General features: G+C 60.9%; 23 protein-coding genes and 1 tRNA gene. 14 read left to right on the top strand and 10 right to left on the bottom strand.

Features of this window, described 5'->3' with window-relative positions; genetic code table 11:
* The first annotated feature begins 24 nt into the window (after window positions 1–24).
* The 6 genes from AC1DZE_RS04610 (at window position 25) to AC1DZE_RS04635 (ending at window position 7,317) form a co-directional block, all read left to right on the top strand.
* Window positions 25–1,101, top strand: a complete 1,077-nt coding sequence (locus AC1DZE_RS04610; RefSeq protein WP_477673977.1) for a branched-chain amino acid ABC transporter permease — start codon at window positions 25–27, stop codon at window positions 1,099–1,101.
* A gap of 126 nt (window positions 1,102–1,227) precedes the next feature.
* Window positions 1,228–2,562: an ABC transporter substrate-binding protein gene (locus AC1DZE_RS04615; protein WP_477699835.1), complete on the top strand. Its 1,335-nt coding sequence runs from the start codon at window positions 1,228–1,230 to the stop codon at window positions 2,560–2,562.
* 151 nt (window positions 2,563–2,713) lie between these two features.
* Window positions 2,714–3,523 (top strand): ABC transporter ATP-binding protein, encoded by an 810-nt coding sequence (locus AC1DZE_RS04620; RefSeq protein WP_477673434.1) that lies wholly within the window; start codon window positions 2,714–2,716, stop codon window positions 3,521–3,523.
* 145 nt (window positions 3,524–3,668) lie between these two features.
* Window positions 3,669–4,928 (top strand): phenylacetate--CoA ligase family protein, encoded by a 1,260-nt coding sequence (locus AC1DZE_RS04625; RefSeq protein WP_477673433.1) that lies wholly within the window; start codon window positions 3,669–3,671, stop codon window positions 4,926–4,928.
* A gap of 208 nt (window positions 4,929–5,136) precedes the next feature.
* On the top strand, window positions 5,137–6,132 hold the full coding sequence (locus AC1DZE_RS04630) for a tripartite tricarboxylate transporter substrate-binding protein (RefSeq protein ID WP_457281383.1): 996 nt from the start codon (window positions 5,137–5,139) through the stop codon (window positions 6,130–6,132).
* Window positions 6,133–6,363: 231 nt separating this feature from the next.
* Window positions 6,364–7,317 carry a Bug family tripartite tricarboxylate transporter substrate binding protein gene (locus AC1DZE_RS04635; RefSeq protein ID WP_477668931.1) on the top strand — a complete coding sequence of 318 codons (954 nt, stop codon included), beginning with the start codon at window positions 6,364–6,366 and terminating at the stop codon, window positions 7,315–7,317.
* Window positions 7,318–7,391: 74 nt separating this feature from the next.
* Here the strand turns inward: AC1DZE_RS04635 and AC1DZE_RS04640 are convergent, their stop codons facing one another.
* Entirely contained in the window at window positions 7,392–7,694 is a 303-nt protein-coding gene (locus tag AC1DZE_RS04640; protein ID WP_477668661.1) for a DUF1840 domain-containing protein, read from the bottom strand.
* Between the two features lie 140 nt (window positions 7,695–7,834).
* Here AC1DZE_RS04640 and AC1DZE_RS04645 point away from each other — a divergent pair, with 140 nt between their 5' ends.
* The 8 genes from AC1DZE_RS04645 to AC1DZE_RS04680 all read left to right on the top strand — a co-directional run bounded on the left by AC1DZE_RS04645 (window position 7,835) and on the right by AC1DZE_RS04680 (window position 16,142).
* Entirely contained in the window at window positions 7,835–8,584 is a 750-nt protein-coding gene (locus tag AC1DZE_RS04645) for a 2OG-Fe dioxygenase family protein (protein ID WP_477668662.1), read from the top strand.
* A gap of 158 nt (window positions 8,585–8,742) precedes the next feature.
* A complete protein-coding gene (locus AC1DZE_RS04650) occupies window positions 8,743–11,079 on the top strand; it encodes a bifunctional salicylyl-CoA 5-hydroxylase/oxidoreductase (protein WP_477668663.1) in 2,337 nt (778 codons plus the stop codon).
* A gap of 37 nt (window positions 11,080–11,116) precedes the next feature.
* On the top strand, window positions 11,117–11,605 hold the full coding sequence (locus AC1DZE_RS04655; RefSeq protein ID WP_477666480.1) for a MarR family winged helix-turn-helix transcriptional regulator: 489 nt from the start codon (window positions 11,117–11,119) through the stop codon (window positions 11,603–11,605).
* Window positions 11,602–12,456, top strand: a complete 855-nt coding sequence (locus AC1DZE_RS04660; RefSeq protein WP_477668664.1) for an enoyl-CoA hydratase family protein — start codon at window positions 11,602–11,604, stop codon at window positions 12,454–12,456. Before AC1DZE_RS04655 ends, AC1DZE_RS04660 begins: the two co-directional genes overlap by 4 nt.
* A gap of 26 nt (window positions 12,457–12,482) precedes the next feature.
* Window positions 12,483–13,664 (top strand): acyl-CoA dehydrogenase family protein, encoded by a 1,182-nt coding sequence (locus tag AC1DZE_RS04665; RefSeq protein ID WP_477668665.1) that lies wholly within the window; start codon window positions 12,483–12,485, stop codon window positions 13,662–13,664.
* The gene (locus tag AC1DZE_RS04670; RefSeq protein WP_477668666.1) at window positions 13,661–15,316 is read left to right on the top strand and encodes a benzoate-CoA ligase family protein; all 1,656 of its coding nucleotides are present in this window, start codon (window positions 13,661–13,663) and stop codon (window positions 15,314–15,316) included. Before AC1DZE_RS04665 ends, AC1DZE_RS04670 begins: the two co-directional genes overlap by 4 nt.
* Window positions 15,313–15,750, top strand: a complete 438-nt coding sequence (locus tag AC1DZE_RS04675) for an acyl-CoA thioesterase (protein ID WP_477668667.1) — start codon at window positions 15,313–15,315, stop codon at window positions 15,748–15,750. Before AC1DZE_RS04670 ends, AC1DZE_RS04675 begins: the two co-directional genes overlap by 4 nt.
* Window positions 15,747–16,142 carry a RidA family protein gene (locus AC1DZE_RS04680; RefSeq protein ID WP_477668668.1) on the top strand — a complete coding sequence of 132 codons (396 nt, stop codon included), beginning with the start codon at window positions 15,747–15,749 and terminating at the stop codon, window positions 16,140–16,142. Before AC1DZE_RS04675 ends, AC1DZE_RS04680 begins: the two co-directional genes overlap by 4 nt.
* Window positions 16,143–16,286: 144 nt before the next feature.
* Here AC1DZE_RS04680 and AC1DZE_RS04685 read toward each other — a convergent pair.
* The 9 genes from AC1DZE_RS04685 to secY form a co-directional block, all read right to left on the bottom strand.
* Window positions 16,287–16,363, bottom strand: a tRNA-Met gene (locus tag AC1DZE_RS04685).
* Between the two features lie 18 nt (window positions 16,364–16,381).
* On the bottom strand, window positions 16,382–16,783 hold the full coding sequence (gene rplQ / locus AC1DZE_RS04690) for a 50S ribosomal protein L17 (RefSeq protein WP_122954335.1): 402 nt from the start codon (window positions 16,781–16,783) through the stop codon (window positions 16,382–16,384).
* An 85-nt stretch (window positions 16,784–16,868) separates the two neighbouring features.
* The gene (locus AC1DZE_RS04695; RefSeq protein ID WP_122954336.1) at window positions 16,869–17,858 is read right to left on the bottom strand and encodes a DNA-directed RNA polymerase subunit alpha; all 990 of its coding nucleotides are present in this window, start codon (window positions 17,856–17,858) and stop codon (window positions 16,869–16,871) included.
* Window positions 17,859–17,953: 95 nt separating this feature from the next.
* Complete coding sequence (gene rpsD / locus AC1DZE_RS04700; protein ID WP_457281392.1) at window positions 17,954–18,577, bottom strand: 30S ribosomal protein S4; 624 nt, start codon at window positions 18,575–18,577, stop codon at window positions 17,954–17,956.
* Window positions 18,578–18,709: 132 nt separating this feature from the next.
* Window positions 18,710–19,114 (bottom strand): 30S ribosomal protein S11, encoded by a 405-nt coding sequence (gene rpsK, locus AC1DZE_RS04705; RefSeq protein ID WP_007869288.1) that lies wholly within the window; start codon window positions 19,112–19,114, stop codon window positions 18,710–18,712.
* A 13-nt stretch (window positions 19,115–19,127) separates the two neighbouring features.
* Window positions 19,128–19,493: a 30S ribosomal protein S13 gene (gene rpsM / locus AC1DZE_RS04710; protein ID WP_074579313.1), complete on the bottom strand. Its 366-nt coding sequence runs from the start codon at window positions 19,491–19,493 to the stop codon at window positions 19,128–19,130.
* Between the two features lie 24 nt (window positions 19,494–19,517).
* Window positions 19,518–19,631, bottom strand: coding sequence for a 50S ribosomal protein L36 (gene rpmJ / locus AC1DZE_RS04715; RefSeq protein WP_028820150.1), 114 nt, complete (start codon window positions 19,629–19,631; stop codon window positions 19,518–19,520).
* 30 nt (window positions 19,632–19,661) lie between these two features.
* Complete coding sequence (gene infA / locus AC1DZE_RS04720; RefSeq protein WP_007869286.1) at window positions 19,662–19,880, bottom strand: translation initiation factor IF-1; 219 nt, start codon at window positions 19,878–19,880, stop codon at window positions 19,662–19,664.
* 18 nt (window positions 19,881–19,898) lie between these two features.
* Window positions 19,899–21,218, bottom strand: coding sequence for a preprotein translocase subunit SecY (secY, locus tag AC1DZE_RS04725; protein ID WP_477668669.1), 1,320 nt, complete (start codon window positions 21,216–21,218; stop codon window positions 19,899–19,901).
* Window positions 21,219–21,221 lie beyond the last annotated feature (3 nt).

The raw sequence follows: 21,221 nt of genomic DNA on the forward strand, positions 1-21,221 counted from the left end.
GCCGCTTCTATCTAAAGAAAAACCATGTTTTACAGAGAAAACGGCCAGTTCAAAACCAACTACCGGGCGGACCAGCAGATCTTCCCGATCCTGCAGGACCGGATTGCCATCGGCCTGCTGCTGGCGACTGCCTTTGTTGTTGTGCCGCTGCTGGCGAGCGACTACCTGTTTCGCGCCATCCTGATTCCCTTCCTGATCTTTTCGCTGGCAGCCGTTGGGGTGAACATCCTGGTTGGCTACTGCGGCCAGATCTCGCTGGGCTCCGGTGCCTTTATGGCGGTAGGCGCCTATGGGGCCTACAACTTCTTTGTGCGCATTCCCGGCATGCCGCTGATTCCGGCGCTGATCCTGGGCGGTTTGTGCGCCATGCTGTTTGGCATTTTGTTCGGGCTGCCCAGCTTGCGCGTGAAGGGCCTGTACCTGGCGGTGACCACGCTGGCCGCGCAGTTCTTCAGCGACTGGATGTTCCTGCGCATCAAATGGTTCACGATGGACACGCCCTCGGGCTCGGTGTCGGTCTCCAACCTGCAGGTGTTTGGACTGCCCATCGAAAGCGCGCTGAGCAAATACCTGTTTTGCCTGGCCATCGTGGTGGTGATCACCCTGCTGGCCAAAAACCTGGTGCGCAGCGCGATCGGCCGCGAGTGGATGGCCATTCGCGACATGGACGTCGCCGCCGCTGTGATCGGCATACGCCCCATGTACGCCAAGCTCAGCGCCTTTGCGGTGAGCTCTTTCATCATCGGCATCGCCGGTGGCCTGTGGGCTTTTATCTACCTGGGCGCCTGGGAACCTGCGGCCTTCTCGGTGGACTACTCCTTCCGCCTGCTGTTCATGGTGATCATCGGCGGCATGGGCGCCATCATGGGCAGCTTCTTCGGTGCGGCTTTCATCGTGGTGCTGCCGATCGTGCTGAGCCAGCTGCTGCCGGTGCTGGCCGGCTGGCTGGGCATCTCGATCTCCACGGCGGGCATCTCGCACGCGGAACTGATGATTTTCGGCGGTTTGATCGTGTGGTTTTTGATTGTCGAGCCGCACGGGTTGGCCAAGCTGTGGGCCGTTGGAAAGCAGAAATTACGGCTATGGCCATTCCCCCACTGAAGCGTTCCGATGCGCCCGGCCTAGGGTTAAGAATTACTCGAAATCACCAATGCGCAATGGATTGTTAGGTCGTTTACTGAGGTGTCAGTTTTTTCACGGTGTTTATAAATTTTCCAGGAGACAACAATGAAGATTCGTAATGTGATGTTGGCAGTGGCAATCCTCGCCACCGGCGCTTCGTCCCTCGTGGCGACCAGCGCATTCGCACAGGCCAAAGAGCAATTCTTTCCGGTGCTGTCTTACCGCACCGGGCCTTACGCGCCCAACGGCGTGCCCTGGGCCAACGGCTATGTGGACTACCTCAAGCTGGTCAATGCCCGCGGCGGCATCAATGGCGTGAAGATCTCGTTTGAAGAGTGCGAAACCGGCTATGACACCGCACGCAGTGTCGAATGCTACGAACGCCTGAAAGGCAAGAACGGCGGCGCCACGCTGGTGCAGCCGCTGTCGACCGGTGCCACGTTTGCCATCACTGAGAAAGCCCCCGTCGATAAAATCCCCGTGGTGACGGTGGGCTATGGCCGCAGCGAGAGCGCGGACGGCTCCATCTTCAAATGGAACTTCCCGATTGCCGGCACCTACTGGGTTGCTGCTGACGCCATCCTCCAGGCCATCGCCAAGAAAGAAGGCGGCTTCGACAAGCTCAAGGGCAAGCGCATTGCGCTGGTCTATCACGACTCGCCGTTCGGCAAGGAGCCGATCCCGCTGATGCAGGAACGCGCCGCCATGCACGGCTTCACCTTGCAACTGCTGCCTGTTACCGCGCCCGGCGTCGAGCAAAAGGCCACCTGGCTGCAGATCCGCCAGTCGCGCCCAGACTACGTGGCGCTGTGGGGCTGGGGCATCATGAACACCACGGCCATCAAGGAAGCGCAAGCGACCGGCTACCCGCGCGAGAAGATGTACGGCGTGTGGTGGGCCGGTGCCGAGCCCGATGTGAAAGACGTGGCTGAAGGCGCCAAGGGCTACAACGCCGTGACGATGCAGCACGGCGCCGAGCCGAACTCCAAGCTGGCCAAAGACATGCTGACCCTGGTGCACGGCAAAGGCCAGGGCACGGGCCCCAAGGAAGAAGTCGGCCAGGTGCTTTACATGCGTGGCGCCATGAGCGCGATGCTGGGCGTGGAAGGCCTTCGCGCTGCACAAGATCGTTTCGGCAAGGGGAAAATCATGACAGGCGAGCAAGTGCGCTGGGGCCTGGAAAACCTGAACCTGACACAGGCCAAGCTGGATGCGCTGGGCTTTGCCGGCGTAATGCGCCCGATCAGCACCTCTTGCACCGACCACATGGGTTCGGCATGGGCGCGCATCCACACATGGGACGGCAAGGAGTGGAAATTTACCTCCGACTGGCTGCAGGCTGATGAGCAGGTGATCAAGCCCCTGGTCAAGTCCACCGCCGCCAAGTACGCCACAGAGAAAAAGCTGACAGCACGCACACCCGCTGACTGCCAGTCTTGAGCGGCGTAGCCGCTCAGACTGGCTTTGCCAGGTACTGACGGCACCCACCCCAACCCCTCCCGCCAGGCGGGAGGGGCGCGGCTCTCGCGAGCCGCCAGCCTTGAGGGCTGATCGCCTTGCCAGCAGCCCTCAAGATTGGTCAGGAAAAAATATGGACACACCCAACATCGTTCTCAACGTCAACGGCATCGAGGTTATCTACAACCACGTGATCCTGGTGCTCAAGGGCGTCTCGCTGCAGGTCCCGCAGGGCCGCATCGTGGCCATCCTGGGCGGCAACGGCGCAGGCAAGACCACCACACTGCGCGCGATTTCCAATCTGCTCAGGGGTGAGCGCGGCGAAGTCACCAAAGGCTCCATCGAGCTGCGCGGCGAGCGCATTGAAAACCTCTCGCCGGCCGACCTGGTGCAACGCGGCGTGGTGCAGGTGATGGAAGGGCGGCACTGCTTTGCCCACCTGACCATCGAGGAAAACCTGCTGACCGGAGCCTACACGCGCAGCAGCAAGGCGGAAGTGGCGGCCAACCTCGAAAAGGTCTACAACTACTTTCCGCGGCTGAAAACCCGGCGCACCTCGCAGGCGGCCTACACCTCGGGCGGGGAGCAGCAGATGTGCGCCATCGGCCGTGCGCTCATGGCGAGCCCTTCCATGGTGCTGCTGGACGAGCCCTCCATGGGCCTGGCGCCGCAGATCGTGGAGGAGGTCTTCAACATCGTGAAGGACCTGAACCAGAAGGAGCAGGTCACCTTCCTGCTGGCCGAGCAGAACACCAACATGGCACTCAAATATGCCGACTACGGCTACATCATGGAAAGCGGCCGCGTGGTGATGGACGGTGCGGCCGCCGACCTGGCCAACAACGAAGACGTCAAGGAGTTTTACCTCGGCGTGGGCGGCGGCGAGCGCAAGAGCTTCAAGGACGTTAAAAGCTACAAGCGCCGCAAACGGTGGCTGGCATAGGGCCCCCACGCTCCGCCGCTGCGCGGGTCGCTGCCCCCCCGAGGGGGCGTTGCGCCTGCGGCCCGGCGAAGCCGGTTCCGCGGCCCCTGCTGGCTTGAAATCTCCGTATCGCGCTGAGGTATTGACAGGATTTGGAAGATCGCAAATGACAACACATTACGACTCACTGGAAGTGCGAAGCCCTGCGGAACGCGAGGCGGCGCTGCTGACCGCCTTGCCGCAGCAGATTGCCCATGCCAAGACCCGGGCCCCCGCATTCACAGCCATCCTTAAAGACGTTGACGCCCAGGCCATCACATCACGTGCGGAACTGGCGCGATTGCCCGTCACGCGCAAGCACGAGCTCCTTGAGCGCCAGCAGGCCGAGCGCGCACCTGGTGGCAGTGGCAACGCATTTGGCGGTTTCAGCGCCTTGCGCTACGGCGCGCACATGCCCCATGTTTTTGCCAGCCCGGGCACCATTTACGAGCCCGGCGGCAAGCGCAAGGACTACTGGCGCATGGCACGAGCCCTGTATGCCGCGGGCTTTCGCGCCGGCCAACTGATCCACAACAGTTTCAGCTACCACTTTGTGCCGGCAGGCTCCATGATGGAAACCGGCGCACACGCCCTTGGTTGCACCGTGTTCCCGGGCGGCACCGGCCAGACGGAGCAGCAGGTGCACGCCATGGCGGAACTCAAGCCGGCCGGCTACATCGGCACACCAAGCTTCCTGAAAATCATCATGGAGAAGGCCGCCGAAATGAAGGTGGAACTGCCGACCGTGACGCGTGCCCTGGTTTCAGGCGAGGCTTTTCCCCCCAGCCTGCGCGACTGGCTGGGTGAACGCGGCATTGCGGGCTACCAGTGTTATGCCTCGGCCGACCTGGGCCTGATTGCCTACGAAACCGAAGCGCGTGAAGGGCTGGTTCTGGATGAAGGCGTGATCGTGGAAATCGTGCGCCCTGGAACAGGTGACCCGGTGGCCGAAGGCGAAGTGGGAGAGCTGGTGGTGACCACCCTGAATCCCGGCTACCCGCTGATTCGCTTCGGCACGGGCGACCTTTCCGCCATCCTTCCAGGCACCTGCCCCACGGGACGCACCAATGCGCGCATCAAGGGATGGATGGGAAGGGCCGACCAGACCGTCAAGGTCCGCGGGATGTTTGTACACCCCGGACAGGTCGCAGACATTGCCCGGCGCTTTCCGGAAGTGATCAAGGCCAGGCTGGTGGTCAGCGGAGAGATGGCGAGCGATAACATGCACTTCCAGGTCGAAACCGCTTGCGCCCCGGATGGCCTGGACCAGCGTATCGGCGACGCCATCCGTGACGTCACCAAACTGCGTGGAACGGTACAGCTATTGGCTCCGGGAAGCCTCCCCAACGACGGAAAGGTTATTGAGGACGCACGGAGTTACAAATAGAACCCCCACGCTTGTCGCTGCGCGTACTGCGCTGCGCCGCTAGGGGGCGCTGCGCCTGCGGCCCGGCAAAGCCGGTTCCGCGGCCCCTGCTGGTTTAAACGCCTAAGCCACTCTGCAAAGGGACCGGGGGCTTGCCCTTACGTAGTTCCCGCGATGTTTGCGCAGTAAGCGGACCGTAAACTTGGCGCGTTCATTAAAGGAGACGCTCATGAAACGCCTGTTAGTCCTCGCCGCTGCTGCAACGGCCATGTTTGCAGCCCACGCGCAAGCCCCTGCCTTCCCCGGCTCCAAGCCTGTCACCCTGGTGGTGCCTTTCGCGGCCGGCGGCCCAACCGACCGCGTGGCGCGCGACCTGGCCGAAGCCATGCGCAAAGCCATGGGAGGCAGCGCCAACTTCGTGGTGGAAAACGTCAACGGCGCCGGCGGCACCATCGGTGCGGCCAAGGTAGCCCGCGCAACACCCGATGGTCACACCTTGCTGGTGCACCACATCGGCATGGCGGCCGCGCCGGCCCTGTATCGCAAGCTGCCCTACAAGGTGCTGGACGATTTCGAGTTCCTGGGCATGATCAACGAAGTACCGATGACCATCATCGGCAAACCGCAGCTGCCGGCCAACAACTACCGCGATTTCGAGAATTACATTCGCGCCAATGCCGGCAAACTCAATATCGCCCATGCAGGATTGGGCTCGGCATCGCACCTCTGTGGCCTGATGTGGCAGGCAGCCATCAACGCCAAGGACGCGATGACCACCATTCCCTTCGGCGGCACGGCGCCGGCCATGAATGCACTGGTGGGCGGACAGGTCGACATGATGTGTGACCAGACCACCAACACCACCGGCCAGATTGAAGCCGGCCGCGTCAAGGCGTTTGCGGTCACGACCGCCAAACCGCTGAAGAACAACAAGCTGCTCAAGGACTATCCGACGCTGCAGGAAATGGGCCTCAAAAACTTTGACCTGACGATCTGGCACGGCATGTACGCCCCCAAGGGAACGCCGCCGGCCGTGATGACCCAGCTCAACAACGCCCTGAAAGTGGCGCTCAAGGATCCCGACTTCATCAAGAAGCAGGAAGGCCTTGGCGCCGTGGTGGTGACCGACAAGCGTGTCGAGCCCGCCGCCCACAAGGCTTTTGTATCCGCCGAGATCAACAAGCTCAAGCCCGTGATCGACGCCGCCGGCAAGTTCGCCGACTGATCTGTTGACCGTTTGATTGCCAGCCGCCCGGTTCATGCCGGGCGGCTTTTCTTTTTTTGGATGGCTGGGTTGAAACCCTCTTGAAGCATGAACCCACGCACGCTATCTTCATGTGACCCCCGGCCGCGCCGGCCATCCCTGGAGCCCCTCTTGAACAACAATAGCAAGCCCTTTCTTTCCCGTCGCTACGGCGCTTTCCTGGCCACCGCGCTGACCGCCGTCGCCACCTTTATGGCCACGCCCTCCGCCTGGGCGCAAAGCGCCAGCTGGCCCACCAGGCCCGTCAAAATCGTCGTGCCCTTCGCGCCAGGCGGCACCACCGACATCCTGGCCCGCGCCATGGCGCCGGAACTCTCCAAAGCCTTCGGCCAGCCCTTTGTGGTTGAGAACCGTGCCGGTGCCGGCGGCAACATTGGCGCAGACGTGGTCGCCAAATCCGCGCCTGACGGCTACACCCTGCTGATGGGCACCGTGGGCACGCATGGCATCAACAAGTCGCTGTACAGCAAGATGGCCTACGACCCGCAAAAAGACTTTGCACCCATCACGCTGGTCGCGGGTGTGCCCAACGTCATGGTGGTCAACGCCGAAAAAGCCAAAGCCGCGGGCATCAACAACGTCACGGACTTCATACGCGCGGCCAAAGCCAAGCCCGGCACTTTCAACATGGCCTCCAGCGGCAACGGCACGTCCATCCACCTGGCGGGTGAACTGTTTAAAACCATGAGCGGAACCTATATGACGCACTTCCCCTACAGCGGATCCGGCCCCGCGCTGCTGGCACTGGTGGGCGGCGACATGGACGTCATGTTCGACAACCTGCCGTCTTCCATGCAGCTCATCAAGTCCGGCAAACTCAAGGCACTGGCCGTGACGAGCTCAGAACGCTCAGCGGCCCTGCCTGACGTCCCCACCATAGAACAGGCCGGCGGCCCGGCCATGAAAGGTTTCGATGCGAGCTCCTGGTTCGGCCTGCTCGCCCCCGCCGGTACGCCGCCCGACATTGTGAACCGCATCCAGCAGGAAGCCGCCAAGGCGCTGGGCACGCCTGCGATGAAAGAGAAGCTCCTCGCGCAGGGTGCGATTCCCAGCGGCAATACGCCGCAACAGTTCACGGCCTTTATCAATGCCGAGCACAAGAAGTGGGCGCAGGTGGTGAAGGCTTCGGGGGCGAAGGTGGACTGAGCGCATATCAACTCACCATGCAAAAAGCCCTGTCACCAGGGCTTTTTTAGTATGGGTCAGCGCGACTGCTAAGCCTAAACGCCCCAAACCACCTCATGCCCCGACTTCAGGTTGCGTTGCAGCATGTCGATAAACGGCACGGCGCGCTGGCGCAGGCCCAGGCCGTCGCCAGGGACGACCCCCTCGTCGGCATTGGCATCGTGGGCTTCCTCGTGCGCGATCGCTGCCTGCAGGGCGGCTATCGCGGCGGGCATTTGCTCGGGCAGGATGATGCCTTTGGGGGCGGGGTCTTTGCCGATGATTTCGAGGACCTTGCGGCCGTTGGCTTCGAGCATGATCACGTCGCCGGCGTCTTTGGATTTGAATTTATAAAGCATGGTGGCTCCTCAAGTTGGACAGACAGGCCATTATGGAAAGTTTTCGAACCCGTGTATGTAGGCTGGTTTCACCTGTTGCGGCCCCGGGGTTCCGGCTACGGCTGCCGGGCCGGCCGCGCGGCTCAAGCAAAATAGGGCCCATGTTCAATATCGCCACTGTCCCCAAGTCGGCTCGCCAGGCGCTCAGCCAGGACGGGCTGAGCCTGCTCAACCCTGCCGAGCTGACGGCCACGCTGGAACTGCCGACGCCGGCTTGGACATCAGGCTGGCAGGCGCTGACAGACTCCTGGAACCGCTTGCCGCCTGACGCCCATCTGAAAGACGGTGGCCACTACCGCAAGCGCCGCCATTCCTGCTTCGTCCAGGAGCTGGCCGAAGGCACGCTCACGCAAACCCCGCATCGTGCCCACTGGCAACCCACCGACTACAACGCCCTGCACGGCGGCTTCGAGCGCTGGTTCGACCCGGTCGAGCCAGCGGTAGCCACAGCCCCGGCATGGACGGACCTGCTGGCCAATCTGGGCAAGCTGTTTGCGCAAGTGCAACCCGCCGGGCGCTGGCATATTGAAGCGCACCAGTTCCGCATCGACACCGCGGGCGGGGTAGGCCGGCCCACGCCTGAAGGCGCACATCGCGACGGTGTGGACTTCGTGGTGGTGATGATGGTGGCGCGGCACGGCGTCAAAGGCGGCGAAACCCGGGTGTTCGATGCCAACGGCCCGCATGGTGTGCGCTTTGTGATGCAGGAGCCCCTGACGGCGCTTCTGCTGGACGATGCCCGGGTAATTCACGAGACCACGCCCATCCTGCCGGCAGACGATCGGGCCGGCAGTAGTTTTCGGGATACGCTGGTGCTCACTTACCGGGCAGCGGGCTTTCAGGCCCCCTGATATCCGGCTGGCGCGGCAGCCGTAAATACCGGCACACCTCTGCACCGCTGCGGTAACACCCGTTTTCCGGTGTTGCGAAAAACACCGGAAAACCCGCTTGACGGATTTAGTTTAAACCTAAACAATTAAGGTCAAATTAATCCAGAGAGTACGCATTCATGCACATTCTTTGCCTGGGCGGCGGTCCCGCAGGCTTGTATTTCGCCCTGCTGATGAAGCTGCAAAATCCGGCGCATCAGGTGACGGTGGTCGAGCGCAACCGGCCTTTTGACACCTTCGGCTGGGGCGTGGTGCTGTCGGACCAGACGCTGGGCAACCTGCGCATGGCCGACCCGGTCAGCGCACAGCTGATCGGCGACGCCTTCAACCATTGGGATGACGTGGAGGTGTTCTTCAAGGGCCGCTCGGTGCGCTCCGGCGGCCACGGTTTCTGCGGTATCGGCCGCAAGCGTCTGCTCAACATCCTGCAGGAGCGCTGCATCGCGCTGGGCGTGGACCTGGTGTTCGAAACCGACGTGCAGGACGACCAGGCTATCGCTGCGCAATACAACGCCGACGTGGTGATCGCCAGCGACGGTCTGAACAGCCGCATCCGCAACCGTTATGCGGAGACCTTCAAGCCAGACGTGGAGCTTCGCGCCTGCCGTTTTGTCTGGCTGGGCACGCACAAAACTTTCGATGCTTTCACCTTCGCCTTCGAGCAGACTGAGCATGGCTGGTTCGCCGCACATGCCTACAAGTTTGACGAGAACACTTCGACCTTTATCGTCGAGACACCCGAGGCCGTGTGGAAGGCGCACGGCCTGGACCAGATGAGCCAGGAAGACGGCATCTCATTTTGTGAACGCCTGTTTGCCAAATACCTGGACGGCAACGCGCTGATGAACAACGCGACGCATGTGCGCGGCTCGGCGATCTGGATACGTTTTCCGCGTGTGGTTTGTGAACGTTGGGTTCACGAGGAAAACATCAACGGCAAACAGGTGCCCATCGTACTCATGGGCGATGCAGCGCATACCGCGCATTTTTCCATCGGCAGTGGTACCAAGCTGGCGCTGGAAGACGCGATTGAGTTGACCAACTGTTTTGCGCAGCACGGTGATGCCGCTGCGGCGCTCAAAACCTATGAAGCCCTCCGCTCCGTGGAAGTGCTGAAGATCCAGAACGCGGCGCGCAACTCGACCGAGTGGTTTGAGAACGTTGACCGCTACAGTGGCATGGAGGCCGAGCAGTTCTTTTATTCGCTGCTCACACGCTCGCAGCGCATCAGCCACGAGAACCTGCGCGTGCGCGATGCCGCCTGGCTGCAGGGTTATGAGCAGTGGTTGGCTAAAAGCAGCGCACCGCATGCACCGCCGCCCATGCTGCTGCCTTTGAAGGTCCGCGAACTGAATCTGAAGAACCGTATCGTCGTTTCGCCCATGGCTACCTACAGCGCGGTGGACGGCGTGCCGCAGGACTTCCACCTGGTTCACCTTGGCGCGCGCGCATTGGGTGGCGCTGCGCTGGTGTTTGTCGAAATGACCGCACCGTGCGCAGAAGGCCGAATCACCCCCGGCTGCCCGGGCTTGTGGAACGAGACGCAGGCCAGGGCCTTCAAGCGCATCGTGGATTTTGTCCATGCCTCGGGTGCCGGCGCCAGAATCGGCATGCAACTGGGACACAGCGGCCCCAAAGGCTCCACGCAAGTCGGCTGGGAAGAGCCCGACGAGCCGCTCGTCACCGGCAACTGGCCGCTGCTGGCGGCTAGCGCTGTGGCTTACGGCCCCACCAACCAGGTGCCGCAAGCCATGACACGCGTCGACATGGACCGTGTCAAGACTGAGTTCGTGCAGTCCACCCGCTACGCGGCCGAAGCCGGGTTTGACTGGCTTGAGCTGCATTGCGCCCACGGCTATCTGCTGTCGAGCTTTATCACGCCGCTGACCAACCAGCGCACGGACGAGTACGGCGGCAGCCTGGAAAACCGCTGCCGCTTTCCGCTGGAGGTGTTTGCCGCCATGCGTGAAGTGTGGCCGGCGCATCTGCCGATGAGCGTGCGGATCTCCGCGCACGACTGGGCGCCGGGCGGTAACACCGCCGACGATGCCGTTGCCGTCGCCCGGATGTTCAAGGCCGCAGGGTGCGACTTCATCGACGTGTCGTCGGGCCAGACCACGCGCGCGGCCAAGCCGGTTTACGGCCGCATGTACCAGACGCCGTTTGCCGACCGCATCCGCAACGAGGTGGGCATACAGACCATCGCCGTGGGCGCGATCTCGGAAGTCGACCATGTCAACAGCATCATTGCAGCCGGCCGTGCCGACCTCTGCGCCGTTGCCCGCCCGCACCTGGCCGACCCCGCCTGGACGCTGCACGAAGCTGCCAAGCTGCAAAGCCGCCATGTGGACTGGCCACAACCCTACCTGAGCGGGCGCGACCAGCTCTACCGTGAACTCTCGAAGCAAAAAGAGCTTGCAGCGCAGACAGGACAAGCGCAAGTTGCTATCAAATAGATAGCGCCAACAAGTAGCATTATCAAGGAGACACGCCATGGACATGGAAGCAAGAGGCCACAGCGAACACCCCGAAGCGTTGCGGCTCTGGCTGCGCATGCTGACCTGCACTCAGCTGGTGGAAAAGCAGGTGCGCACCCAGTTGCGTGAACAGTTCGACACCACCCTGCCGCGCTTTGACCTGATGGCACAACTCGAGCGCAGCCCGGAAGGGCTGAAGATGAACGAGCTGTCGCGCCGCATGATGGTGACCGGCGGCAACGTCACGGGCATTACCGACCAGCTGGTGAATGAAGGGCTGGTGGAGCGCGTGGATGTGGAGGGTGACCGCCGGGCCTATCGCGTTCGCCTGACCCCGCGGGGGCGAAAACTGTTCGACGAAATGGCAAACGAGCATGAAGCCTGGATCGTCGCGGCCTTTGAGGCTTTGTCACCACGCGAGGTGGAGTCCCTGCACAAACTGCTGGGCAAGGTCAAGCAACACCACAACGCCCTGCTGACCGACAGCAAACTGGAAACGACATGAAACACTACATCGGCCTGGCCAACCCCATGCATGCGCAGTTTGATGCGCTGGCCCATCACCAGGCGGAGCATTTCGCTTACGCCTTCGACGCCGGCGTCGCGACGCTGACGCTGAACCGGCCCGAGCGCAAGAACCCGCTGACCTTCGACTCCTACGCGGAGCTGCGCGACCTGTTCCGCACGCTGAACACCGCCACCGACGTGAAGGCAGTGGTCATCACTGGCGCCGGCGGCAATTTCTGCTCGGGCGGCGACGTGCACGAGATCATCGGGCCGCTGACAAAAATGACCATGCCGGAAATGCTGGAGTTCACGCGCATGACGGGTGACCTGATCAAGGCCATGCGCCTGTGCCCCCAGCCCATCATCGCGGCGATTGACGGTATCTGCGCCGGCGCCGGTGCCATGATGGCGCTGGCCGCCGACATGCGCCTGGGAACGGCCCAGGCGAAGACGGCGTTCCTCTTCACGCGCGTGGGCCTGGCCGGTGCCGACATGGGAGCCTGCGCGTTGCTGCCGCGCCTGATCGGACAGGGGCGCGCATCGGAACTGCTGTTTACCGGCAGATCCATGAGCGCGCAGGAAGGCTTGCAGTGGGGCTTCTTCAACGCGCTGCACGAGCCGCAAGATGTGCTGGCGCAGGCGCAAAAACTGGCGCAAGAGCTGGCTGACGGCCCGACCTTTGCGCACGGCATGACCAAAACCATGCTGCACCAGGAATGGGCGATGACGCTGGACCAGGCGATAGAGGCCGAAGCGCAGGCGCAGGCCATCTGCATGCAGACGCAAGATTTCACACGGGCGTACGAGGCCTTTTCAGCCAAACAGAAACCGGTGTTCCGCGGCGACTGAGCGCGGCAGGACGACAAGGATCACGCATGAGATCGACCACCGCCCACCTGGCACTGCCTTTTTTTGACGAGGTTCACCGCGACCTGGCGCAGCGCCTGGCCGACTGGACGCCGGATCAGTACATCGACGAGAGCGACGACCGCAGGGCTTGCAGGGAGTGGGTGAGTCTGTTGGGCGCCAACGGCTGGCTGCGCTACTGCGTGCCGGCGGGCAAGGACGGCGCCCTGGGCGGCGCGCTTGAAAAATTGGATTCCCGCGCGCTCGTCATCCTGCGCGAAACGCTGGCTTTTCATTCGCCGCTGGCCGATTTCGCGTTTGCGATGCAAGGGCTGGGCAGCGGCGCGATCACGCTGGCGGGGACGCCGGCACAGCAAGCGGCTTACCTGCCGTTGGTCGCCAACGGGAAGAGGATCGCGGCTTTTGCGCTGAGCGAACCCGACGCTGGCTCGGACGCCGGTGCCATGGTGACCTCCGCCACAGACGCGGGTGAAGGCTGGGCCTTGAACGGCAGCAAGACCTGGATCAGCAACGGAGGCATCGCGGATTTTTACGTGACCTTCGCCAAGACGGATCCGCAGGCCGGCACGCGCGGCATTACTGCCTTCATTGTCGATGCGGAAAACAAGGGCCTGGACAGCAGCGAACACATCGCTGTGATGGCGCCGCACCCGCTGGCCACGCTGAAGTTCACGCATTGCAAGCTGCCGCGGGACGCGCAGTTGGGCGCGCTGCATGGCGGGTTCAAGCTGGCGATGCAGACGCTGGACATCTTCCGCGCCTCCGTGGCCGCTGCCGCGCTGGGCATGGCGCGCCGTGCCCTGGCCGAGGCAGTGCATTTCTCGAAGGAACGGAAGATGTTCGGCCAGACGCTGGCCGACTTCCAGCTCACGCAAGCCAAGCTCGGCGAGATGGCGGCGCTGATCGATGCGGCCGCGCTGCTGACCTATCGCGCCGCCTGGATGCGCGACGAAAGCGAACGCCTGGGCAGCGGCGCGCGCATCACCGCCGAGGCAGCCATGGCCAAGATGACAGCCACCGAAAACGCCCAGAAGGTCATCGATATGGCGCTGCAGATGCATGGTGGCCTGGGCGTGAAGGTTGGCACCAAGGTGGAAAGCCTGTACCGCGACATACGCTCATTGCGCATTTACGAAGGCGCGACCGAAGTGCAGCAACTCATCATTGGAAAGGCCGTATTGCAATCATGAGCACCTCCGTCTCCGACTCCATCGAAAGTGTTGCCGCGGTACCGTCCGCACAGACGGACCGCTTTGTACATGACCGTTTGCCGCCGTACGAACAGCTTCCGCGCATGGTGTACGCGCTGCCCGAGCTGTGCATACCGGCGCAGGCCAATCTGGTGCAGAGCCTGTTTGACAAAGCTTTTCGCGAGGGACGCGCGGACAAGCCGATGCTGCGCTCGGACAAGATCACCCTGACCTATGCCGACGCACTGGAGCGCGTGAACCGCATCGCACAGGTGCTGACGGAAAACTTCGGCCTCAAGCCCGGCAACCGGGTGTTGCTGCGCGGCGGCAACTCGATCGGCATGGCGCTGGCCTGGCTAGGCGTTGTGCAAGCCGGGCTGGTGGCGGTGGCAACCATGCCGCTACTGCGTGCCAAGGAGCTGGGAGAGATCATTGAGAAAGCCAGGCCCGCGCTGGCTTTGTGTGATGCCAGCCTGCTGGAGGAATTGCAGGCGGCGCAGGCGCAAAGCGATACGCTGCCCATCATCGTGCCCTTCAACCTGATGGACGCACCGGGCTCGCTCGCGGTTCTGTCTGCGCAGAAGGACGGCGAATTCACGCCCTGCCCGGTAGCCGCCGACGACATCGCCTTGATGGCCTTCACCTCGGGCACCACGGGAAAACCCAAAGCCGCGGTGCACACGCACCGCGACGTGCTGGCGGCCAGCGAGGCCTGGCCGCGCCACGTGCTCAAGGCAAAGCCGGACGACATCGTCATCGGCTCGCCGCCGTTGGCCTTCACCTTCGGCCTGGGCGGCATGCTGATTTTCCCGATGTGGGCCGGCGCTTCGGTTTACTACCCCTCCATCGCCTATACGCCGGAGGCCATGGTCAAGCTGATCAACCAGGTCGGCGCAACGGTCTGCTACACGGCACCTACGTTTTACCGGCAGATGGCTGCTTTCGCCAAACAGCACGGCGTGCCCGGCTTGCGGGTGTGCGTGAGTGCCGGCGAGAGTCTGCCTGACGCCACGCGGCAGCTATGGAAGGACGCCACCGGTATTGAAATGATCGACGGCATCGGCGCGACCGAGATGTTCCACATCTTTATCTCCGCAGCCGGCGCCGACGTGCGCCGCGGCGCCATCGGCAAGGTGGTGCCAGGCTACACCGCCAGGGTGGTGGACGACACCGGCACGGAAGTGCCGCGCGGCACCATAGGCAAGCTGGCTGTGGTGGGCCCGACCGGCTGCCGCTACCTCGATGATGCGCGCCAGGGCAACTATGTGAAGGACGGCTGGAACTATCCGGGCGACGCCTTCATGCAGGACGCCGACGGTTATTTCTTCTACCAGGCGCGCGCCGACGACATGATCATTACCGCGGGCTACAACGTGGCGGGCCCTGAGGTGGAAGATGCCCTGCTCAAGCACCCTGCCGTAGCTGAATGCGGTGTTGTGGGCTTGCCCGACGACGACCGGGGGATGGTCGTCAAGGCCTTTGTGGTGCTCAAGCCTGATCAGGCAGCTGATGACGTCATGACAAAAGCCCTGCAAGACCACGTCAAGGCGGCGCTTGCGCCTTTCAAATATCCCCGTCAGATCGAATTCGTGACCAAGCTCCCACGCACTGAAACCGGCAAGCTGCAACGCTTCAAGCTGCGCGAATCATGAAATTCACCGCGCAAAAGCTCGTCAGGTTTCACCATTGCGATCCGGCCGGCATCGTTTTTTACCCGCAGTTTCTCTATCTGCTGCATGAGGTGCAAGAGGACTTCCTGGCCCACATCGGTTTTCCCGAACATGTCTTGATTGCCGGAGGCACGGGTGTGCCGATTGTGGATTTGAAGGTTGAGTTCCTGGGTATGTGCCGCCATGGCGACCCACTGACAATTACTTTGGAACTGACCCGCCTTGGCAACGCGAGCATGGGTATGCACTACGAAATCCATGGCAGCCCAGTTGGCAGCGCCGGGGTGACCATCAAGCTGAAAGCGCATGGCGTGGTGGTCTATTCGGAGCTCCCCAATGGCAAACCCCTGCCGCTTCCCGAACGAATGCGCAGCGCCCTGTTACCTTATTTGAAAACACCCTCAGGAAGCTCATGATCAAGAAACTACAACCGCCCGACTGGGCCGAGCCGAAAGGTTATGCCAACGGCATCCTTGCTCGCGGCGCCCTGCTGTTTGTGGGCGGCCAGATTGGCTGGAATGCGCAGCAACAGTTCGAGAGCGACGATTTCATCGCGCAGACGCGCCAGGCGCTGCTGAACATTGCGGCCGTGCTGAAGGCCGGTGGCGCCGGACCCGAACATATGGTCCGCATGACCTGGTATGTGGTGGATCGTGTCGAGTACGTGGCCAGGCTCAAGGAATTGGGTGGCGTCTACCGCGAAGTCATGGGAAAGAATTTTCCGGCCATGACATGTGTCGAGGTTGCGGCGCTGGTTGAAGACCGCGCCCAGGTCGAAATTGAAGTGACAGCAGTTATGCCGGACTGAGCAACCGCCATGCAGGCCAGCCGCAAGCAATGACTGCCAGTGATGCTACTGGCAGTAGAACCGCTGAACGCCGAATGAAGGCCGGAAAGCAAAACGCCTGCTTGATGCAGGCGTTTTGCTGTTGGCCTTGAGAGGCTAACGTGTTGGTTGCGCGGGCAAGATTTGAACTTACGACCTTTGGGTTATGAGCCCAACGAGCTACCAGGCTGCTCCACCGCGCGGTATGTGTGTATTGTAGCTTACTCTGCCTTGGCCGTGTCAGCTGTAGTGTCTTCCGACACTTCAGGACGGTCCACCAGTTCAACCAGTGCCATGGGCGCGTTGTCACCAACGCGGAAGCCCATCTTCAAAATGCGGGTGTAGCCGCCGGGACGTGCCTTGTAGCGTGGACCGATCTCTGCGAACAGCTTGACGACCATATCGCGGTCGCGCAGGCGGTCAAATGCCAGGCGCTTGTTGGCCAGAGTAGGTTCTTTGCCGAGGGTGATCATGGGTTCGACCACGCGGCGCAATTCTTTGGCCTTGGGCAGGGTGGTCTTGATGACTTCGTGCTGCAGCAGCGAGTTCATCATGTTGCGCAGCATGGCGAGACGGTGCTCGCTGGTGCGGTTGAGTTTACGTAATCCGTGTCCGTGGCGCATGATGTTTCCTTTTTTAAAATCCAGACAGCCGTATCAGGTACTGCCCGTGCGAGATCCCCTTTCGGGCGGGATCTTGTGGTTCAAATTAACGCTTGTCGAGGCCGGCGGGTGGCCAGCTTTCCAGGCGCATACCAAGAGTCAGGCCGCGCGATGCAAGCACTTCCTTGATTTCGTTGAGCGATTTACGGCCCAAGTTCGGCGTCTTCAGTAGCTCATTCTCAGTGCGCTGGATCAGATCGCCGATGTAGTAAATGTTTTCCGCTTTGAGGCAGTTTGCCGAACGAACGGTAAGTTCGAGCTCATCGACAGGGCGCAGCAGGATCGGGTCGAACTGCTGCGAGCTGCGCTGAACGGGTGCGTCAAACGCGGCCAGTTCATTGCCTTCGAGCTGTGCGAACACGGCCAGCTGCTCGACCAGGATCTTGGCCGAGGCACGGACAGCATCTTCAGCCGTCACGGCGCCGTTGGTTTCGATTTCCAGCACGAGTTTGTCGAGGTCGGTGCGCTGCTCAACGCGGGCGCTTTCGACGATGTAGCTCACGCGCTTGACGGGCGAAAAAGACGCGTCGAGCACGATCCGGCCAATCGACTTTGGCGACTCATCGCCATAGCGGCGCTGGTTGCCGGGCACGTAGCCGCGGCCGTTTTCAACCTTGATCTGCATGTCGATCTTGCCGCCGTGCGACAAGTTCACGATCACGTGTTCTGGGTTGATGATTTCCACGTCGTGCGGAGTCTGGATGTCGGCGGCAGTGACTGGGCCTTCGCCGTCTTTGCGCAGGCTCAGCGTGACTTCGTCGCGGTTGTGAAGCTTGAACACCACACCCTTGAGGTTCAACAGGATGTTGACGACGTCTTCCTGCACACCGTCGATGGACGAGTACTCGTGCAGGACACCTGCGATGGTGACTTCGGTGGCGGCGTGGCCGACCATGGAAGACAACAGTACGCGGCGCAGCGCGTTGCCCAGCGTATGGCCGTAGCCACGCTCAAACGGTTCCAGAGTCACCTTGGCGCGGTTGGCGCCAAGCTGCTCAACATTAATGGTTTTTGGTTTCAACAAATTGGTCTGCATGCAGTCTTCCTCTCAATACCCTCGGTTCGTTACACCGATAAGGCCGGCGAAGCACACCCTGGCGATACGGTGCCCCGTATCGCAGGAACGAAAAATTAGCGTGAGTACAACTCGACGATCAACGATTCGTTGACGTCGGCGGCAAACTCGTCGCGATCGGGTACCTTCTTGAAGGTGCCTTCTCCCTTGTCGGCGTTCACATCGACCCAGGCGGGCAGGCCGACCTGTTTTGCAAGCTCAAGGGCTTCCGTGATGCGGGTCTGCTTCTTCGACTTGTCGCGTACGGCAATGATGTCGCCGGCCTTGACCATGTACGAAGGAATGTTGACAGATCCGCCATTGACCGTGATGGCCTTATGCGAAACCAGCTGGCGCGCTTCAGCACGGGTCGAACCGAAGCCCATGCGATACACAACGTTGTCCAGACGCGACTCAAGGATGAACAGCAGATTGGCGCCGGTATTGCCCTTGCGACGATCCGCTTCTTCAAAATACCGGCGGAACTGCTTTTCGAGCACGCCATACATGCGCTTGACTTTTTGCTTTTCGCGCAACTGCAAGCCGAAGTCGGAAGTACGGGTACCGGAGGTACGACCGTGTTGACCCGGCTTGGAGTCGAATTTGGCCTTGTCGCTGATGGCGCGGCGTGCGCTCTTCAGGAACAGGTCGGTGCCTTCACGGCGGGATAGTTTGGCCTTGGGGCCTAGGTAACGTGCCACTTGAATGTCCTTTTGTCATCTGCTGCAATGAATTGCAGGAGCCGGAGGTCGTAACCTGCGGCGGTGGGCTTGGTAAAAATGCCTGGTATCTGACGGGCTGAAACAACCCGCCGGATGCCTGGGCACGGGGAATTAAATGCGGCGGCGCTTTTGCGGGCGGCAGCCGTTGTGCGGAACCGGGGTCACGTCGGCAATCGAATTGATCCGGATGCCGAGTGCGCCCAAAGCGCGAACAGATGATTCACGACCTGGACCAGGACCCTTGATTTCGACGTCAAGATTCTTGATGCCTTGCTCAATGGCGGCACGACCTGCCACTTCGGAAGCGACCTGCGCTGCGAAAGGGGTGGATTTGCGCGAACCTTTGAAACCCTGACCACCGGAAGACGCCCAGGACAAGGCATTGCCCTGGCGATCCGTGATAGTGATGATCGTGTTATTGAAAGAAGCGTGGACGTGGGCGATACCATCGGCCACGTTCTTGCGAACTTTCTTGCGAACGCGTTGTGCGGCGTTATTGCTTGGTGATTTTGCCATGACGACCTCTCAATTATTTCTTCAAAGCTGCAGCGGCCTTGCGCGGGCCCTTGCGGGTACGGGCATTGGTCCGGGTGCGCTGGCCACGCATGGGCAGGCCGCGACGGTGGCGGAAACCACGGTAGCAACCGATGTCCATCAGGCGCTTGATGTTCATCGTGGTTTCACGACGCAGGTCACCCTCGATGGTGAACAGGGCGATCTGCTCACGGATTTTTTCCAGGTCGCCATCGGTCAGATCTTTGACCTTTTTGGCGTAAGCGATGTCACATGCTTCGCAAATTTTGCGAGCGCGCGTGCGACCGATGCCAAAGATAGCAGTCAAGCCGATTTCGGCATGTTGCTGCGGCGGAATATTGATACCAGCGATACGAGCCATGTTCGTCCTCTAAAACTCTTGAAATCAGCCTTGACGCTGTTTGTGACGCGGATCCGTGCAAATCACACGGACAACACCCTTGCGACGGATAACTTTGCAGTTACGGCAAATTTTCTTGACCGAAGCTGAAACTCTCATTTCTATTACTCCTAAACTTTCACTCTGTGCTTACTTGGCACGGAAAACAATTCGTGCGCGCGATAAATCGTAAGGCGTTAACTCAACCGTTACCTTGTCACCGGGAAGAATGCGGATGTAGTGCATACGCATTTTTCCCGAGATGTGCCCCAGTACAACATGTCCATTTTCCAGCTTCACCCTGAAAGTCGCATTGGGGAGGTTTTCTACAACCTCACCTTGCATCTGGATCACATCGTCTTTAGACATATCCCATCAAATACCCAGTTAACCGCCCAGTGACGTCTTGAAGTTCGCCTTTTTAAGCAACGACTCATACTGTTGCGACATCATGTAGTTCTGTACCTGGGCCATGAAATCCATGGTCACCACGACAATAATCATCAACGACGTACCGCCAAAATAAAACGGCACGTTGTATTTCAAAATCAGAAACTCCGGCAGCAAACACACGAATGTGATGTACACCGCACCTGCCAGCGTCAAGCGCACCAGGATTTTGTCAATGTAACGGGCCGTCTGATCACCCGGCCGAATCCCCGGAATGAACGCACCGCTCTTTTTCAGGTTGTCCGCCGTTTCACGGCTGTTGAACACCAGCGCCGTATAGAAGAAGCAGAAGAACACAATCGCGCTGGCGTACAGCATCACATAGATGGGCTGGCCCGGCGTCAGCGTGCTGGCAATGTCTTTGAGCCAGCGCATGCTTTCACCGGTACTAAACCAGCCCACAACCGTGGCAGGCAGCAAAATGATCGATGAAGCGAAAATCGGTGGGATCACGCCCGCCATGTTCAACTTCAGCGGCAAGTGCGATGACTGTCCACCGTAAACCTTGTTACCCACCTGGCGCCGCGCATAGTTCACAAGAATCTTGCGTTGCCCACGCTCTACGAACACCACGAAATACGTCACCAGCACGACCACCGCGACGATCACGATGGCTACCAGAATACTCATGGCGCCGGTGCGAACTAATTCGAGCAAACCACCCATGGCATTCGGCAAGCCTGCCGCAATACCGGCAAAAATCAGGATCGAAATGCCGTTACCCAAACCACGCTCGGTAATCTGCTCACCCAGCCACATCAGGAACATCGTGCCGGCCGTCAGGCTGAACACTGCAGTCATGCGGAAACCAAAACCGGGTGCCAGCACCAGGCCTGGCGAGCTTTCCAGCGCCACGGCAATACCCATGGACTGGAACAGTGCCAAAGCCAGCGTGCCGTAACGCGTGTACTGCGTAATCTTGCGCCGGCCGCTTTCGCCTTCTTTTTTCATCTGCTCGAACGTCGGAACGACGTACGTCAGCAATTGCATGATGATCGAGGCCGAGATGTACGGCATGATGCCCAAGGCAAACACCGTGAATCGCGACAGGGCACCACCCGAGAACATATTGAACAGGTTCAATATGCCGCCTTGCTGGCCCTTGAAAAGCTCTTTCAGCTGGCCAGGGTCAATCCCTGGCACCGGGATGTGCGCGCCAATGCGGTACACCACCAGGGCCAGCAGCAAAAACACAAGCCTGTTGCGCAGATCACCGTACTTGCCGGTTTTCGCGATTTGAGCCGAAGTGGTTGCCACTGA

This window comes from Polaromonas sp. P1_F1 (assembly GCF_056405795.1).